A 17,421-nucleotide genomic window follows, 5' to 3' on the forward strand; every position below is an offset into this window, starting at 1 on the left:
TTTCACCCGAGCGTTTTTCCGTAGAATTCCGCCAGCCGCCGCTCAAATTCCGCGCCGGAGAAGCGCTCCGATCGCGCGAGACCTAATGCACTCAGCCGGTTCCGCAAAGCGGAATCTCCATCCAGCGCCCGGATCGCCTCGGCCATGGCATCCACGTCATAAGGATCGACATGGACCGCCGCCTCGCCCGTCACTTCGGGCAGCGAACTGACGCTGGAGGTCAGCACTGGCGTCCCCAGGCACATCGCCTCCAGCACCGGCAGACCGAACCCCTCGTAAAGCGACGGGAAGAGCATAGCGCGCGCGCCGCGCACCAGCCGCAGCAATTGCGCGCGCGGCAGATAGTCGATCCGCCGGATGCGGGTCGCGCCTTTGAGCTGAGCGCCATTGCCGCCATTCAGCAGCCGCAGTTCCGGCTCCGCGCGCCAGCCTTCGCGGCCGACGACGATCAGCGGCGTGTCCACCCCCGATTGCAGATAGGCTTCGATCAGCCGCCCGACATTCTTCTTGGGCTCGATCGCGCCTGCGAACAGCAGATAGCCCTTAAGGTCGAGGTCGAACAGCCGCGAGAGCCACAGCCGCAGATCCTCGTCCGCTTCCAGGACCGGCCTGCTGCCGAGATCGGCGGCCTGGTAGAGGTTGGTGATCCGGTCCTCGGGCAGCGCGAACATGTCGATCATGTCGCGCCGGGACGCTTCGGACACGGTGCACACGCCCGACGCATGGTCGAATATCCATTGGAGCAGGCTCTTATAATAGCTCTTATCTTCCAGGCTCGCATAGGGCATCACCAGGGGCACGATATCGTGCAACGTGTAGATGTTCCGTGCGCCGACCAGCTCGACCGGCACCGGATAGGTCCAGTGCATGATCGCCGGCGGGTTGGGTAGAGCGATCCGCATGGGCCGGCCGAAGCGACGGAAATGGCGGACCGACCCTTCGAACAGCCCGGATCGCGAAAACAGCCGCGCCGCCTGCGGCACGCGTTCGGCCATGTCGGCCTTTATCACCTTGCCGCTTACAGGAATTTCGACCGGCCGCCGCACTGTCGGCATCATCGTCGCGCGGATGAGACGACGCTTGAACGTCATCTTGAGCTTCTGCCCCATCTCGCCCAGGCGGGAATAGAAGAGCGTTTCGCGCATATGCGCCGGCGTGTCGGCACGCATCGTGACGCCGTAGATCAGGTCAATCTCGCCACCCAGCCCGGTTATGGCGCGGCACAAGGCGCGACCATAGCTCGCTACCCCCGTGCCTGTCGGCAAGGCGAGATTATAGCCGTCCACCCCGATCCGCAACGTCATCCCTGTCCCGCCCTGCCTTATCGCAGTCCGGCCCCGACATCGCTGTAGATACGGTGCAGCCGCGCATAATAGTTGGAGGATTGATAGGCGACCGCCTTCGCCGCGCCAAGCCTTGCCAGCCGTCCGCACAGTTCGTCATCGGCGTCCAACGCCCCGATGGCACGGCTCATCGCGTTTTCGTCGAGAGCATCGACGAACAGCGCTGCGTCGCCTGCGACTTCGCGCAGCGCCGGCAGATCGGACGCCATCACCGGCGTCCCCAGCGCCATCGCTTCGGCGACGGGAAGGCCGAACCCTTCGGCCAGGGACGGGAAGAGAAGCGCCCGCGCCTCCCGCATCAACGCCGTCAACGCCTCGCGCGACTGTAGCGCGACGAAGGTGATGCCGCCCCCATCGCCGATCGCGCGGCGCACCTCGTCCGATCGCCAGCCATTCTGTCCGACGATCAGCAAGGGCCGCTGGCTGCCGCTGCGACGATAGGCATCCGCCAGCCGCACGAGATTCTTGCGCGGTTCGATCGACCCGCAAAACAGGAAATGCCCGTCGCGCCGGGGCATGAGCGAGGGGCTGGTTGCGTCGAGATCGACCGCCTGATGGCAGGTCGTGACATGATCGGGGCTGCAACCGAACCGCGCGATCACCTGATCGCGCACCACATCGCTGATGGCGATGATCCGGTCGGCCTGCGGCATGATCTTTCGCAGCAGGCGCGCCATCCGCCGCGCCTTGACGGGCGACAGATCGGGCCGCTCCATCGGGATGAGGTCGTGCACCGTGTAGATATTGCGCCACCCTTCCATGTAGAGCGGCAGCGGGTAGGTCCAGTGCATCACGCCCGCCGGGCCGGCGCAGCGCAACGGCAGTAGCCGCCCGCGAAACTTGAAGTGAAGATAGGCCTCTCGATAAAGGTCGCGCCCGAGCAGGCGACCGGCAAAGGCCCCGCCAGCATATATCAGCGGCGCTACCGGCCGCGCGCCGCCGCGCGCTGCCCTGGCGTAGCGCGCCAGCTTGCCGCCGACATGGGTCGCTCCCGCCGCCGGCAGGCTTGCGTCCAGCCGCAGCGGCGGCGCCCCATGGCGGGCAAGCGTCTGCGCCAGCCGCGCAGCATAATGGCCAACCCCGGTGAAATTCGCGTCAAGCAGACGGCCGTCGACACAGACCGGAAAGGGGAGCGGGCCGTCTGCGCCCGCCGCCATCTCCGAATATGTCGCAAATGATCGATCCGGATCGCCCTGCGCCGTCGCGTCTGTCATGCACCGATGCTCATCTTGCGCGCAAGACTAGGCGCGCGGCGCGCATTTGTCACGACCGGCAAAGCCGAGGATCGGATACATTCATTTCCTATTGCACAGCAGCGAAAACGCAAAATCGCCACCCCGATCAAATGGATTGCGGCATGAATCGAACTAATTTATGCGTTCGCGACTGGCCCGCGCCAAAAAAACAAACAATAGTTGAAAGCGATAATGCCCAATAATCCCGAGACCGACCGCCTTCTCCGCATGAACCGTACGCGACTGCGCGTGCCCCTGTCCTGGGTCGCCACCACCCCCGAACAACCCTATACCAATTTCGGTGACGGGCTGAGCGCGGTGATGGTCAGTTCGCTTGCCGGCATGCCCGTCGTTCGCGCCAATTTCGATGAAGCCAGCGAACGTGTCGTCGCGGTGGGCACCATCGGCCATGGTCAGAAAAACGGCATATTGCACTTTTGGGGCACGGGGGTGGACGCGCTGCGCAACCCGGTCACGGGCGACGCGCCTTATTTCAAGCCGCCCAATACCGAATTCAACGTCTATGCGACGCGCGGCCCCCGAAGCGCGGCGACCTTCCGCAGCGCGGGAATCGAGGCGCCCGATATTTTCGGCGATCCGGTCTGGCTGCTTCCCCGCATCTGGCCCCTCGACGATGTTGAAAAGACGCACGACCTCGGCGTGATCCTGCACATTTCGGAATTGACCGAGCAGCGCCCCGGCGTCAGCTACCGCCCCGACTATGTGCGCTACGACATTCCCGAAGAATGGGCCGGCCGGATCAAGATCATCAACACCTATTCCGAAGCCACGCCCGAGGCGATGCGTGACAAGGTCGCGGAAATATTATCCTGCCGCAGAATCGTCTCGACCAGTCTCCATGGGCTGGTCATTTGCGAGACCTATGGCATCCCCTGCGCATGGTTCGCCACTTACGGCGTCGGCGACGGGGAAGGCGCGCAGCTGGAGATCGATGACCCGGATTCGAAGATCGACCACCGCATCGCCGACTTCTATTCGGGGCTAGGGCGGACGACGATCAATGCTTATTTGCAGGATCGTCTGCTCAAGTCGGACTGGAACAGCATCATTCGCTTCGTCGATCGGCGCTGGCGCCCGGTGGAGGGATATGATGGCGATGCTCTGCTTCGCGCTTTCCCGCTCCCGCTGGCGGTCGATCCGACCGCCTCGCGCTGGGACATTGATCCTGCCATCTGGTCCGCTATAGATTTCTGATTGCCCGATCTGCCAGATGGCCTTTATGTCGCACTGCAGCAGAATCGCGCCGCGGTCAGTTTGACATGTCTCACATGGGGGTGAACAGTGATTGGTAGGAAAAGATTTGGCGGTCGCGATTTCGAGACCCAAACCCCCACATCGGAGACGAACGCCGGCCCGGACGACAGCGTGTCGCCCTATGGCTTCCTCGACCAGGAACCGGGAGAGGAGGAGAATGAAGAGGCATTCTCGTCCGCCGCGCCCGAGCTGAAGAGCGACTTCGGGGAAGAAACCGGCTTTTTCGGGGACGACACCGACCTTTTCGACGATGAAGAAGCGGAGGAGGACGGCGAGATCGGTGCGCCCAATATCGCGCAGGCCGAAGAAGTCGGCAGCCGGGGGGCGCGTGGACGCGCATCGCGCAAGAAGCCCGTCATGGACAAGGCCGGCGCCTATGACCTCGTCATCGAGCCCCGCGACGAGGAAAGCGCGCTTTCCGATATGTTCACCCTCTCGGGCTGGATCATCAATCGCGACATCGAGACATGGGATCAGCCCCATGCGCTGGGTATCCGTAATTTCCGCGACGCCGCCGGCAACATCATCCCCAATTTCGAATTTCGCGGCCACCTCGCCTTCCGCCCGGTGCGGCCCGGCCAGGAAGTGCCCTTCTCCATAGCGATATCGCCGGCGGACATGCCGTACAACGCCGTCAGCTGCGACATCGACATGGTCAATGAGGGCGCCTTCTGGTATCATGAACGCGGCGCCGCTCCGATTACGGTTCCGCTCTCCGGCTTTCGCAACACCGGCTCCCGCAACGACGCGGTGGTCGAACTGCTGCGCCTGTCGGCCACCGCTACGCCCGCCGAACGCCGCAAGATTTCGGTCCTGACGCAGGTTCTGCGCAATTACGACTTTCTCTATTATGAAGGGATCGCGCGGCTCGGTCGGCTGATCCGGATGCGGCAGAGCGGCAAGGCCTACCGGCAACCCACGGTGTCCTCCTCCTCAATCGCCATTCTGCAAGGCCGCAGCGGCGATGGTCGCCAGGCCGCCTATTTCGAGAGCTTCGCCGCCAAATTCGGCAGCTTCCGTGGTCGCCTGCCCACCAACCCGCTCGAATATGTCGAATTGTTCAAACGCTTCGTCAAGGATAGCAACAGCTTCTTCCGCGGCAGCGCGCCGCCGCTGCCGCCCTATCTGACCCAGTGGTTGGGCGCGCGCGCGCTGCCGGCGCAGCTTGCCACGTCGCCCGTGGCGCGGTCGATGGTGGCGACGCTGGGCGAGAGCATCCCGATCCACTTCAACCGCCAGCATGATTTCATCAACCTGATGTGGCGGTACATCACCTCGGTGATGATCGACAATAATCTGCCGATCAGCCTGGTGCCGGATTCGATCGTGCGCGAATTCGCCACCTCGCCCGAGTCATGGGACGAGCAGGATCCCTTCCCCAAACCGACCGGCTTCATGACCCGGCTGCTGAACGACGATGCCGGCTATCAGCGGCGTTATGGTGGCAACAATGCCGCCGCGCGCTGCGCTTACGCATTCGACCTGCTGCTGTTGGGCCTCGAAAATGAAGCGCGGCGGCTGTTCGTCGGCCAGGCGATATTGGACTGGATGACTCAGCCGATCGGCCCGACCATCGCGATCTCGCCCTTTGAAATCCTCGTAATGGCGAATCTGGGCCAGCGCGAAACGACCTATTTCACGGGGGCTGACGAGCCATTGGCGGCCGACATAGCGGCATTGCGCGAGAGCTTCGACTGGCTGCCGGCCCCTCAACCGCGGGAAAGCTATCCGGTTCGCGTGATCGGTCGCGCCCGGTCCACATCGGGCCTCGGCACCAACATGCGGATGACGATGGCTGCGCTCGACAGCATCGGCGTCGATGTGGAAACCGTCGATAGCGACCTTGACCTGGTGATCCCTCCCATCACCGACGCAGGACGGCGGTTCGGCCGCCCCGTCGAAATCTACCATCTCAATTGCGACGAAATCCCCGCGCTCGTTTCGCGCTACAGCACGCACAGCCGGCCCAACAGCTATCGGATCGGCTTTGCCCTGTGGGAATCGTCCGTCATGCCGGAACAGCATCGCGGCGGCGCGGTGCTGATGGACGAACTATGGGTTCCCACCACCTATTTGCAGGGCGTGTATCGCAACGCCGGCTTCGGCAACGTCCATGTCGTCGGCAAGGGCATCGACCTTGGCCCGGTCGAGCATGTCGATCGGTCGATCTACGGCATCCACAAGGATGATTTCATCTTCGTCACGTCGTTCGATCTCGACAGCTGGGTGGAGCGCAAGAATCCGGCGGCGGTCGTCGAGGCGTTCAGCCGCGCCTTCGTCAACGATCCCAATGTCCGGCTAGTGGTCAAGACCACCGGCATCTTCGCCCATCCGGGCGACAGGACTGGCCAGATATCGAAGGTGCTGGCGGCGGCGGACGCCGATCCGCGCATCCTGCTCATCAATGAGCGTATGCCCTTCCCCAAATATCTGGGCACCATCCAGATGGCGGACGCGCTCATCAGCGCGCACCGTTCGGAAGGGTTTGGCTATCTTCCCGCCTACGCAATGCTGCTGTCGCGGCCGGTCATCACGACCAACCACAGCGGAACGGAGGATTTCTGCACCGAGGAGACGAGCTTCCCGGTCGAATCCAAGCTGGTGCCGATCGCGCCGGGCGACTTCGTCTATGATGCCGTCGGCGCGGCCTGGGCGGATATCGATGTCGATGCGCTGGCGCGGACCATGCAGAAGGTGCGGCAGGATCCGGCCGAAGCGGAGCGCCGCGCGAAGGCGGGCTATGATCTGGTGTCGGCGCGCTACTCGATGGAGGCGCTGGCCCAGCGCTACCAGGACAGGCTCGACGCGATCGCTGGCTGAGAGCACAGGAAGACCACGCAAAGGCGGCGCGCCCGATCGGGCGCGCCGCCATCGTCATTTGTGCGCCATGAGTCCGGCGATCCAGCGCTCCACCCGCGCCTCGATCGGGCCGAGTTGCCCCCTGTGCCACGCCACCGCAACAGGCAGCCGCCACGGATCGATCGCGGCGCTGCGCAGGCTCGAATGGCGCGCATAGCAAAGGCGATACCAGCGCGCCGTAATCGCGCCCGCAAGGACGCCCCCGCCACCACCGCCGCCAAACCGAAGCAGCATGTCGGTGCGCGCCACATCGGCGGCGGCTGTTCCGACTGCCGCCTGCGCCCAATCGATGATCGTCGTTCCCGCGTCCGACAGCAGCAGGTTGCCCGGATGGAAGTCCCCATGGACGAGGCAGGAGCCCGTCTCGAGTCCATCAATCCGCTGCAACGCAGCCTCGATCGCCGCCGCCCCTGCCCTCGACCGGACGATCCGATGCCGCAGCACGTCGATCTGCCATGGCAGCGCAGCATTGCCGGGCTTTTCATGCACCTGCGCGTGCAGACGCGCCAGTTGCCCGACCAGCGCCCACATCCGTCCGGGCACGCGCCGGATGACCGACAGCATGTCCGCGCCGCTGGCCCGCTGGAAGACGATGCCTGCCCGGTCATCCACGACGACACGGGCCAGCGGCCTTGGGACAGGGAGGCCCTGATCCGCCGCCCAGTCGCCCGCCTGATATTCCAGGGCGACGGGAACATCGTTCACGCCGGCCCGAAACAGCTTCAAGACCCGCGCCTCGTCGATCGCCCATACCTCGGCGCTGGCGCCCTCCCCCGCCTTTGTCCACGTCTCGCGCGCCGGAAGTTCCGCCATAGGCCGCTGATGCGCGCGCCGCCGCCGGACGGCAAGCGGATTCCCGACCCAGCGACCCGGCAACCGCTCTAGCTTTGCCCATTTTTCTCGCTTATGGCTGGCGCGGGGCGATCCCCGCCGAAGACGTGCAGTATTCGCGAACGTGGCGCATGGCGTCAGCAAGGGCATGGAGACAAGGTTTTGAACGAACTGCAGCAGGTCGTCGATCAGGAAGGCGCTATTCCTTTGTCCTGGGCGGGAGCCACCACCGATATGGACTATCTGAACTGGGGTGACGCGCTCAGCCCCGTGATGGTCGCTCTCATGTCGGGTCTGCCGATCCGGCGCGTGCCCACCAAATCCCGCTCGGTGCGGCTGGGCGCGGTCGGCACGATCGGCCATGGCTTCGACGATGGCACCATCTTCTTCTGGGGCACCGGCAGCTCCAAATGGAAGAATCCCGGCGCGCCCGAGGCAGACCGAGTGCCCTTCCAATTCTCGCCCGGCACGAAGGTCACGGTGACGGCAACGCGCGGCCGCTGGTCCAAGAAGCTTCTGGGCGGAGGGCCGGAGACGGCGTTCGGCGACCCGGTGTGGCTGCTCCCCCGCTTCTACCGGCCCGAAGTCGAGAAAACGCACGAACTGGGCGTCATCCTCCATCTGTCCGAACTCGATGGTCGTACCCTGGACGCAGGCGCCGCCGAGCATGTGGTACGCGCCGGCATCCCCGAAGCGTATCGCGGCAAGATCCGCATCATCAACACCCTGACCCGGATCGACGCGGAAGGATTGAAGGACAAGACCGACGAAATCCTCTCGTGCAAGCGTATCGTCTCGACCAGCCTTCACGGCATGGTGGTCGCCGAAAGCTACGGCATCCCCTGCCTCTATTTCGCCCCTCAGGGGACGGAGCCGGGCAGCGGCTTTCGCGTCGAGCCGCTTGGCGCGGAATGGCTCGATCTGCGCATTCGCGATCTTTACACGGGCATTGGCCGCACGCGCCTGCCCATGTATGTCCAGCCCCGGAACCAAGAAAGCGACTGGGCCGCAGTCATGGCGGCGATCGACCGCCACTGGAAGCCGGTCACCATCGATGAGGAAGCATTGATGAACGCCTTCCCCGTCAAGGGCACGCCAGTCGTCGCCCGGCCGGGCGAGACGATCTGGCAGCATCCGGCGATTACCGGCATCCAGTTCCAGCACGACGTCGCCGCCCTGCGCCGCGAAGACAGCGAGCGGACCAAAGCGAAGGCGGCGTGATGTCTGCCAACAAGATCATAGCGCAGCAATTGCTTGCCCCCAACCGGTCCGGGAGCAAGGTCAAGATAGCGACGCAGCAGCACAGCCGCTCGATCCTGTTCCAGAATGGATCGAGCCTGATCGAATATATCCGTAGTTCTGCCGAGCAGAGTTCGCGCCTGGCAATTACATTTGCGCCGCCATGGCTGTCCGACGTGAACGGGTTCGGCTATCTGGAGCAGCAGCTCACCGTCGCCGGGTTCGACGTGGTGGCGATCAAGCAGGTCGCGAGCATCGGCTATACGGACCTGAATTCGATCACCCTCGCAAAGATCAGTGACGCTTTACCGGCCTATGCCAGCCGGATCGTGTTGGGATCGGAAGACGCAGCTACGGCGGCGCTTCGCCTCTTCGCGCCGTTCGAGCGCATCAGGATCGTCGCTTTGTCCCCCAACATGGCGCTTGACTGCACTTTGTCGGGGCCAGTGCAAGCCGATATCAGCCTGCTATATGATCCTGCCGATGCGGCGGAGGTGGCTAATCATCATGCTGCTTCCGCGAGATTCCCGCGAGCAAGGACGTTCCGCCTGCCTCATGCCGGCATCCCCACCCGCTTTTCGCTCGAAGAAAGCGGCACGATCCTGGCCTTGATGGCGGCGCTCGCAGAGAATCAGGAATTTGATGCCAATCTTCACTATCGGCAGAACCGGAAACAGTCCCCCACGGCGTTGTACACATTGGGAAATGCTGCGCTTCGGGCTCGGCATTTCCGGACTGCTGAGGCGTTGCTGAAGCGGTCCTATGATCTGGAGAATCGCATTCCGACGGGGATCACCTACTGCCAGGCGGTAAGCGAAGGCGGCAATCCCAAGGCAGCCGCGACCTTTATGGCGACCGTCGTCAATCGCGACCACGCCAACCCCCATGGCTGGGCGGCCCAAGCCTGGTTTGAAGAGATTTCCAACCAGCGCGAGGAAGCCCTTCTGTCGATCCGGCGCGCTATCGAACTGCTTCCCAATTTCGACGCCTTCTACGTTTCCGAACGTCGATTGCTGAGCCATCTTTACGAGAATATGAAGCTCAAGCAGCAAATGACCTCGGCCGCGCTGGACAAGGCGCGTGCGGAACTGGCGCTGCAGCACGGCCATGGCAATTCCAGCTTCAGCTGGGAACGGGCTGCATGGCTGGCGGGCGGCGCAGCGTTGATCCTTGCGGTCGTCGCTGCCGCGGCCGTGATGTTCCGCCTCGTCTGAGCCGAACACCGACCGCGCTGCCGGCCCCTGTCAGATCTTCAGAGTCGCCTGATGGTTGGCCGGCGCCATGTCCCAGAACACGTCGCGGTCGGCCGCGCCATAAATTTTATAGCAGCGCCACACAAATTCCTCGCGTGTCATCACATGCGATGCGCGCCAGTAACGCTGGTCGTCCATGAACGCGCAGCGATGCCGCTCGGCGATCTCGCGATATACCGGCCAGATCACATCGCCTGACAGCGCATTATAGCCGAACAGCGGCGTGCCGAAAGTCTTCAGCCCGAAGTGCTCGCACACCGCGAAGGCCAGTTGCGTGAACATCGTCTGACGCGGGTGGTTCATGGTATGGAAGCAGGGCTCCCTGAGCATAGCCGATTCCAGAAAATCGGCGCAGCGTATGTCGGTGTCTACCTCACGCGCGCGCATTTCCGCTAGCGACTTTTCCGCCTGATCCCAGAAGCCGAGTTCGCCAAAGACATCCTCGTTGAATTCTTGAAGGCAGCGTTCGACCGAATAGCCCTTGAAGAAGGACCGCAAGATGATCTTGGAGTGATAATCGCCGAAGGGAGATTGCACACGATCCTGCCGCAACCCCCAATAGGTCATATCGGGGTGCAGGCCGTCAAAATAGAGCAGCGAATAAGTGACGACATCGTTCGGGCGCCGCGCCAGCAACGCCTGCGTGCCGATGCTGCCCCAATCCTCGCCCAGCCGCGGCGCGACGATCAGGTCCGCGCCGTCTATGGCTTCCTCGAAATAATCGGGATCCTGGGGATAGAGCATCACTTCCACGCCGAAAACAGATGCGTCCGTGGTAGCGCTCAAGGCGCGGGCAAGATTCGGGCCTTGGCAGTTGCCCAGCACCAGGATGCGCTTGGCCCCCGGCCGATACATGGTGAACTTGGCGGCCATCGGCGCGGTGATCGGCCATCTGCGGCGCAACGCTTCGCCATAGAAACGGTCGCGCAAATCCTGGGGCGTTTCGCAATCCGCGAGGAGATCCGGCGAGATGTTCGCATCCTTCAACTCATGCCCAAGATAATAGCGCGACGCCCAGATGATATCGTGGATGGTGAAGGACGGCTCGGCAGTTTCGTCTTCCAAGGAATTTTGTTCTTCGTTCATCACATTCATCATCCATCAGCCATATGTACCCATGCGGCGGCACGCCTCCGTATCCGAAGCGGCCAGCACATCGCGTCGCTGGAATTGATCGACCAACCACCCCGCAAACCAATCCGCACGCCTCACCCTGTCATGGTTTTGACACCTTCCTGAGATGCCCATAGTCCATGCCGGATGGTTCGTCATCCGGAAAACGGGGCTTTACGTCGGCAGGAAAGCCGTCAGGCTTGTTCAGAGTCGCTCATGCCAGCGACCGCGCGATCATGCCGTGAGGCATGTTGATAATAGAGGTGGACGTTGATCGCTTCGTCGATGGTGTCGTAAAATGTCAGCGAACCGTTGAAGAGCACGGCGCCATATTCGCAATAAGCGCGCAGGGTTTCAGGCGCATGGCTGGTCATGATGAGCGTGGATTCAGCCCGCCTTTCCTGCAAAGCGCTTTCCGATTTCACCCTGAACCGCTCGTCGCCTGCCGCCGTGATTTCGTCGATCAGATAGCATTCAAACCGGATCGCCAGCGATATGGCGAACGCCAGCCGGGCGACCATGCCCGCCGAATAGGTATTGATCGGCTGCCGGAAATACGGCCCGAGTTCCGCGAAATCCTGAACGAACTCCTGAAGCTCCTTGACATCCTTCCCATAAATCCGGGCGATGAAGCGCGTATTGTCCGCGCCGCTCAGGCTCGATTGGAAGGCGCTGGTATAGCCGAGCGGCCACGAGGTGGACATGGTGCGTGTCACCCGCCCCGTCGTCGGCGATTCCGCGCCAGCCATCAACCGCATCAGCGTGGACTTGCCCGCGCCGTTGGCGCCGCAAATACCAAGGCTGATCCCCTTGGGGATGGTGAAATTCAGGTCGAACAGGACGAGATTGTGCAGCCCGCGTCCCTCATAGACCTTGCTGACATTTTCGAACCGAATCATCGCCGGCAACCTAGAGCAGCGGTGTTCGTTTGCAAGCAGTGGTCAGGCGGCGTCATGATGCGCCCTCAACCGTGAGGGATCAGGCACCAGCGGCACGACCGACGCAATCGGCCGCAAAGCCAGCAACCGATCCGCCGCGTTCCGAACCAGCATCTCCAGCCCCTCGTCGGACAGCAGCCCGCCCCGGATCAGGCATTTGTCCACCAGCACCCGGCGGAACGCGGAATAAAGCGCCATGTCCGGCGGCGTCGGCGCGGACCAGAAGCGGTCGAGGCCGCCCGTGTCCACGATGCCTGCAACCTTGTAGACGGCGTGCCCCAGCACCTGCACCGCCTTGCCGCTGTTGAGCGCCAGCGTGCCGACCGTGCTGTTGACCGTCACGACGCCCAGCGACTTCGCCACCACCTCGGCAATGTCCCAGTCGGCAAGGTAGATGACCCGATCCTCCACCCCATAATGCCGGGCGAGCCGCCGCGTCAGCCTTTCCCAGGCGACCAGCCCCGGATCGAGCGGGTGCCGCTTTACGACCAGAGCGACCTCGCGCGGCGCGTGGCGCGCGAAGCTCTTGATGACGAAGCGCAGCGCAGCGCGCATATTGCCGAAGGGCGAATGGACGCGAATCTGATAGTCGGAATTGAGCTGGAGCGGCAGCGCGAAAAAGGGCCGCCCCGCGAGCCGGTCCCATTCGGCGAGCGCAAAGCGCAAATCCCGCTGCCGCCGCACCAGCTTCCACATCCAGGCAACCGATTCCATGATGAAACTGTGCGGCCGATGGGTGCGATAGAAAGGGAAAAGCGGCCGCATCAGCGCAGAGGCGAGGCCGTTGCGCATCGTGTTGCGGGCGCGGGCGCGAAAGGTGGAGGGCACCGGCGGCAGCGGCTCGTCCTGATCCGGCAGGCCCGCTGCCTGCTCCCAGTAAAATTGCGGGTTCAACGGCAGCGTGGAATTGCCGTTCACGCCGTCATCCTGCAACGTCAGGAAATCGGGCCTGATATAGCCTTCCTCCATCACATGCACATGCAGGTCGCGCAGCCGCGCCATGCCGTGCGCCGACGTGTGGTAGGGCCGGCAGTCGCCATAGAGGATGAGGTCGGTGACGCCATGGTTGACGATGAAATCGTCGAAGAAGAGCGGCCAGTTGCGGAAGCTGCCGCGATAGTCGGTCGCGCCTTCCCCCGGCCAGTCGAGCTTGTCGCCGCCATTGATGTTGATCCGCAGCGCCCGGTGCCCACGCGCCCGCAGGGCATCAGCCAGCATCGCGAAATAGGGACCATGCGGTCCCTGAAGGAACAGGAATGTCTTGGCAGGCGCGTCAGCCATGCAGATACTCGGCGGCCAGGGTCATCAAACGGCGTAGCTTCCCTTGCAGCATCCGCAACCGGATGAGCCATGTCACCGGCGGCGTCGATCCTGCTGCCATGCGGTCCACCATCAGTTCCGGGCCGCAGGGCAGCCGCGTCACCGGATCGATATAGCGAGGATAGAGAATGAGCGCGCCCGCTACAAGCTGATCCAGGGTTAATGCACGGCCACGCCGTCCGGTCGTCGCAGCCAGGTCTCGGGTCAACCCCCAGTCGGCATAGAAAGGCATGCCATGGACGGTCACCGGCCGATCGCGCATCAGCGCCTCGAAGCCGGTGAGCGAGGACAGGACATGCACCTCGTCCACCGCCTGCACCAGCGCCATCAGCGGCGATCCGCTGTCGATCGCGTCGGCATGGGCCAGCACCGTCGCGTCGGGCAGATGCCCCTTGCGGTGGCCCGCCTGCACGTCGGGATGCGGGCGATAGACGATCCAGGCGTCCGGCTCGGCCCGCCGCACGCGCGTCAGGAAATCGAGGTTGCCGGCGACGCCCGCGCCGCCCATCAGCACCGACAGATCATCCTCGACTTGGCCCACTGCAAGCACAGTGCGCCGCCCCTGCGGCAGACCGATCATCCGCCCGGCCTCGCGCCCATATTTGGTGACCCCCGTGGCGCAGAGGCGCGCCCGCAACCGGCGCGCCCGCTCGACCAGTTCCGCCGGGAAGTCCGCTGTCGCGAGCAACGTTTCCAGGTCGCTCGGGCTGCGCGCGTCATAATAGATGCCGCTGCGGTCCACCACCACCGAACCCGGCGGATGGAGCGCTGCCCCCAGCCCCTGGGAGCGGATGAAGCCGTCCTCGACCCGCGTGATCGGCACGCCCCGCTCGGCGGCTTCCTGTGTCAGATCGGCGGGCACGCGCGAGGGCCAGATGGCGAGCGCGCCGGCCGATTGCGCTGCCTGCCGCAGGCCACGCGCCGCTGGACCAAAGGGCGGGCTCCGCCGCCCGTCCCACAGGAAATGGCGCATCGCCTCCCGCTTCCAGAAGGCCATGCCGCTTGCCGCCGCAATGCCGCGATTCCCGTCCAGATGTCGCCGCCACTCGGCCAGCTGCGCCACCGCCTGCGCCGCATCGACCGGCGCGCTAGTGAAGCAATCGCGATAGCGCGCCACCGCGAGCCGTGCGCGCAGCCCGTCGCGCAACAATGCGGGATCGATCGGCGCATCGTCAGGGCCGATGACCGGCACGCCCATGAGCGCCGCCACCCACGCCAGTTCCTCGTCAGCCCCAGCCCGCACGCTTGGCGCGCCGGCCGCAATCGTCCACGGATCGGTCTCAGCCCAGAAAGCGCCCCCCACCCGCTCGCGCGCGATCCGGTCGATCAGCGCGTCGTCGACAGCGGCGGGGTCGGCCCCGTCCTCCAGCGGCAGGCTGATCGCCGCGACCGCCGGGGCGATACCGGGAAAGGGCGGAGACCGCAGGAAAGGCAGCGGGGCCATGGTCAACCCGCCGCCCCGACCTTTTCGCGCTGGACATCACCAGCCATTGTCACGTCCTCCGCTGCCCCTTTTCCCTTGTGGCGATCGTGCAGGCAGGTCAAGGAACAGACGCTGTCACTTCTTCAATCAAATCGGTGACGATATCGAAATAATCGCGCCAAGTCGGCGCGCGCCAGCCGGCGATCCGCCGGATCTGCGCTGCCCGCTCCGGCCCATCGGGCCGGCTATAGGCTTCGATCAGTCGCATCCAGCCAAGCCCGTCGAGCGGATCGAGATAATCGGGCGCATCGCCGCCGACCTCTCGATGGGCGGAAATGTCGCTGCAAATCACCGGCACGCCCGCCGCCAGCGCCTCCACCACGGGCATCCCGAAACCCTCGGCGAAGGAGGGCATCAGCATCGCGCGCGCATGGGCGACCAGCGCCTGCATCCGGTTGTCGGATACTTCGCCTGCCTCAATCACATGGCCGCGCAGCGCCTCCGCCCGGTCGAGCATGTCGATGACATTCTCATTCTCCCAGCCGCGCCGCCCGATCAGCACCAGCACCGGCGCGGCATCGCCCAGCCGCTCGACCAGCCGCCGCCACAGATTGAGCAACAGCAGATGGTTCTTCCGCGGTTCGATGGTCGAAATATAGACGAAATAGGGGCGTTCGGGGATGTCCTCCCCCTTTGTGCCGAAAATGTCGGGCGCGTCCGCTCCGAAATGCGCGACCCGGACCGCCCGGCCCTCCAGCCCGCGCCGCAAATGCGGCGCCAGCGCGTCGATCGTGGTCTGGCTGTTGCCGATGATCCCCTGCGCGAAACTGTCGATCGTCCGCACCCGCTGGCGATGCTCCGCCGCGCCTTGCGGCCGCGCATATTCAGGGTGGCTCAAGGGGATGACGTCGTGCACCAGCGTCACGAACCGCGCGCCCTCCGCCCGCAATATCGCGCCGACCTGCTCATGATTGTCGAGATGGTGGGGCGACACCTGAAGATAGACGCGCGGCCGCGTCGCGCGCGGAACCGGGCGCGGGCGCGTGGCGAACATATGGCGGATCACCGCCGCCTTTCCCTCCCCCGCCTGGGTCGTCTGTGCGCTGCGCCATTTGGCGGCGGTGAAGGCCAGGAACTGGCGGACGGCGGCAGTGCTCAGCCGCCCATAATAGCCGCCTGCCGGATGCACCGCCGCGAAGCAGAGCCGGTCGGGCATCCGCTCCAGCAGTTCGCGGGCATAGATATATTCGACCCGGTCGATCCCGGTCGGAGCGGGATGGAAGCTGCGCGACAGCAGCCTCGACACGTCCAATATGACTTCGCTTTCGCCCCGGTCGCCCTGAAATTGCGGGCTTGCGCGCTTGGTTTTCAGCGCCAGCCGCGCGCCGGGTGCTTGGAAGGGACGCAAAGCCATTTCAACCCCTGTCCCACAGCCCGGCGGCAAAGGAAAGGGGCATCAGAAATGCGCGCGTATCTCGTCGGCCAGCGCCTGGAGCGCGGCGGCATCGGCCATGCCGCCCTGCCCATGCGCGACGAACCCCTTGGGGTCACCCTCCCAGCGCGGAAGGATATGGACATGCAGATGGAAGATCGTCTGCCCGGCCGGTGCGCCATTATACTGCGCGATCTGGATGCCGTCGGGGTTCAGCGCCCGCCGGATCGCGGTGGCGACCTTCCTGGTCGTCGCCATCACCTGCGCCAGCGCCTCGTCCTCGATCTCCAGCAGGTTGCGCGCCTTCGACCATTTGGAAATGACGAGCGCATGCCCCCGCGTCTGCGGCATGATGTCGAGGAAGGAGAGCGTGTGGGCATCCTCATAGAGCCGGGTCGAGGGAATCTTGCCAGCCAGAATGAGGGCGAAGACATTGCCCTCGTCATATGTGCCGTCGAGGCTCATGCACCGCCCTTTTAGCTCAGATAATGGGCGGTCGTCTTAGCAGCCACTTCGTCGGCCGTCACGCCCGGAGCGGTCTCGATCAGCCGGAACGGGCTGGCATGGTCGGGTCGCTGGAACACGGCGATGTCGGTGACGATCATGTCGACCACATTCTTGCCCGTCAGCGGCAGGGTGCAGGCCGGGATGAACTTGGGGCTGCCATCCTTGGCATTATGCTCCATCACGACGATGATCTTCTTGACGCCGGCGACCAGGTCCATCGCGCCGCCCATGCCCTTGATCATCTTGCCGGGGATCATCCAGTTGGCGATGTCGCCATTTTCCGCCACTTCCATCGCGCCCAGCACGGTGAGGTCGATATGCCCGCCGCGGATCATCGCGAAGCTGTCGGCCGAGCTGAAATAGGCCGATTGCGGCAGTTCGCTGATCGTCTGCTTGCCCGCGTTGATAAGGTCGGGGTCTTCCTCCCCCTCATAGGGGAAAGGCCCGATGCCCAGCATCCCGTTCTCCGACTGGAGCGTCACCTCGACCCCAGCGGGGATATGGTTCGCCACCAGCGTCGGGATGCCGATGCCGAGGTTCACATAGAAGCCATCCTGCAATTCCTTCGCCGCCCGCGCGGCCATCTCGTCACGAGTCCAGGGCATGTCACTTCTCTCCTTGCGCGGGCGCCGCCCGGCTTTTGTCCGTCGGAA

The 17,421-nt window shown here is 64.2% G+C and carries 14 protein-coding genes; 4 read left to right on the forward strand and 10 right to left on the reverse strand.

Translation table 11 applies throughout. The features are described from left to right. Positions 1 to 2 precede the first annotated feature (2 nt). Both V2B31_RS01845 and V2B31_RS01850 read right to left on the reverse strand, forming a co-directional pair. Entirely contained in the window at positions 3 to 1,304 is a 1,302-nt protein-coding gene (locus V2B31_RS01845) for a glycosyltransferase family 4 protein (protein ID WP_328274738.1), read from the reverse strand. A gap of 17 nt (positions 1,305 to 1,321) precedes the next feature. Beyond that, a complete protein-coding gene (locus V2B31_RS01850; protein WP_328274740.1) occupies positions 1,322 to 2,557 on the reverse strand; it encodes a glycosyltransferase family 4 protein in 1,236 nt (411 codons plus the stop codon). A 249-nt stretch (positions 2,558 to 2,806) separates the two neighbouring features. Between V2B31_RS01850 and V2B31_RS01855 the strand changes: the two genes are divergently transcribed. After that, complete coding sequence (locus V2B31_RS01855; protein WP_328274742.1) at positions 2,807 to 3,793, forward strand: polysaccharide pyruvyl transferase family protein; 987 nt, start codon at positions 2,807 to 2,809, stop codon at positions 3,791 to 3,793. A gap of 171 nt (positions 3,794 to 3,964) precedes the next feature. Next, positions 3,965 to 6,673 carry a glycosyltransferase family 4 protein gene (locus tag V2B31_RS01860; RefSeq protein ID WP_328274744.1) on the forward strand — a complete coding sequence of 903 codons (2,709 nt, stop codon included), beginning with the start codon at positions 3,965 to 3,967 and terminating at the stop codon, positions 6,671 to 6,673. 54 nt (positions 6,674 to 6,727) lie between these two features. Here V2B31_RS01860 and V2B31_RS01865 read toward each other — a convergent pair whose 3' ends face one another. Further along, entirely contained in the window at positions 6,728 to 7,525 is a 798-nt protein-coding gene (locus tag V2B31_RS01865) for an aminoglycoside phosphotransferase family protein (protein WP_328274746.1), read from the reverse strand. Positions 7,526 to 7,705: 180 nt separating this feature from the next. Here V2B31_RS01865 and V2B31_RS01870 point away from each other — a divergent pair, with 180 nt between their 5' ends. After that, positions 7,706 to 8,764, forward strand: coding sequence for a polysaccharide pyruvyl transferase family protein (locus V2B31_RS01870; protein WP_328274748.1), 1,059 nt, complete (start codon positions 7,706 to 7,708; stop codon positions 8,762 to 8,764). After that, positions 8,764 to 9,996, forward strand: a complete 1,233-nt coding sequence (locus tag V2B31_RS01875) for a hypothetical protein (RefSeq protein ID WP_328274750.1) — start codon at positions 8,764 to 8,766, stop codon at positions 9,994 to 9,996. Before V2B31_RS01870 ends, V2B31_RS01875 begins: the two co-directional genes overlap by 1 nt. Positions 9,997 to 10,026: 30 nt before the next feature. Here V2B31_RS01875 and V2B31_RS01880 read toward each other — a convergent pair whose 3' ends face one another. From V2B31_RS01880 to V2B31_RS01910, 7 genes are all read right to left on the reverse strand, one after another. Then, positions 10,027 to 11,133: a WcbI family polysaccharide biosynthesis putative acetyltransferase gene (locus V2B31_RS01880; RefSeq protein ID WP_328274752.1), complete on the reverse strand. Its 1,107-nt coding sequence runs from the start codon at positions 11,131 to 11,133 to the stop codon at positions 10,027 to 10,029. 209 nt (positions 11,134 to 11,342) lie between these two features. After that, positions 11,343 to 12,047, reverse strand: coding sequence for an ABC transporter ATP-binding protein (locus V2B31_RS01885; protein ID WP_328274755.1), 705 nt, complete (start codon positions 12,045 to 12,047; stop codon positions 11,343 to 11,345). Positions 12,048 to 12,089: 42 nt separating this feature from the next. Further along, on the reverse strand, positions 12,090 to 13,367 hold the full coding sequence (locus V2B31_RS01890) for a capsule biosynthesis protein (RefSeq protein WP_328274757.1): 1,278 nt from the start codon (positions 13,365 to 13,367) through the stop codon (positions 12,090 to 12,092). Beyond that, the gene (locus V2B31_RS01895; protein ID WP_328274759.1) at positions 13,360 to 14,850 is read right to left on the reverse strand and encodes a capsular polysaccharide export protein, LipB/KpsS family; all 1,491 of its coding nucleotides are present in this window, start codon (positions 14,848 to 14,850) and stop codon (positions 13,360 to 13,362) included. Before V2B31_RS01895 ends, V2B31_RS01890 begins: the two co-directional genes overlap by 8 nt. A gap of 97 nt (positions 14,851 to 14,947) precedes the next feature. Beyond that, positions 14,948 to 16,243 (reverse strand): glycosyltransferase family 4 protein, encoded by a 1,296-nt coding sequence (locus tag V2B31_RS01900; protein WP_328274761.1) that lies wholly within the window; start codon positions 16,241 to 16,243, stop codon positions 14,948 to 14,950. Between the two features lie 42 nt (positions 16,244 to 16,285). Next, positions 16,286 to 16,726, reverse strand: a complete 441-nt coding sequence (locus V2B31_RS01905) for an HIT family protein (RefSeq protein ID WP_328274763.1) — start codon at positions 16,724 to 16,726, stop codon at positions 16,286 to 16,288. Positions 16,727 to 16,737: 11 nt separating this feature from the next. Further along, positions 16,738 to 17,373, reverse strand: a complete 636-nt coding sequence (locus V2B31_RS01910; protein ID WP_328274765.1) for a CoA transferase subunit B — start codon at positions 17,371 to 17,373, stop codon at positions 16,738 to 16,740. Positions 17,374 to 17,421: the final 48 nt, after the last annotated feature.

The organism is Sphingobium sp., from assembly GCF_036170395.1.
GTDB lineage: Bacteria > Pseudomonadota > Alphaproteobacteria > Sphingomonadales > Sphingomonadaceae > Sphingobium.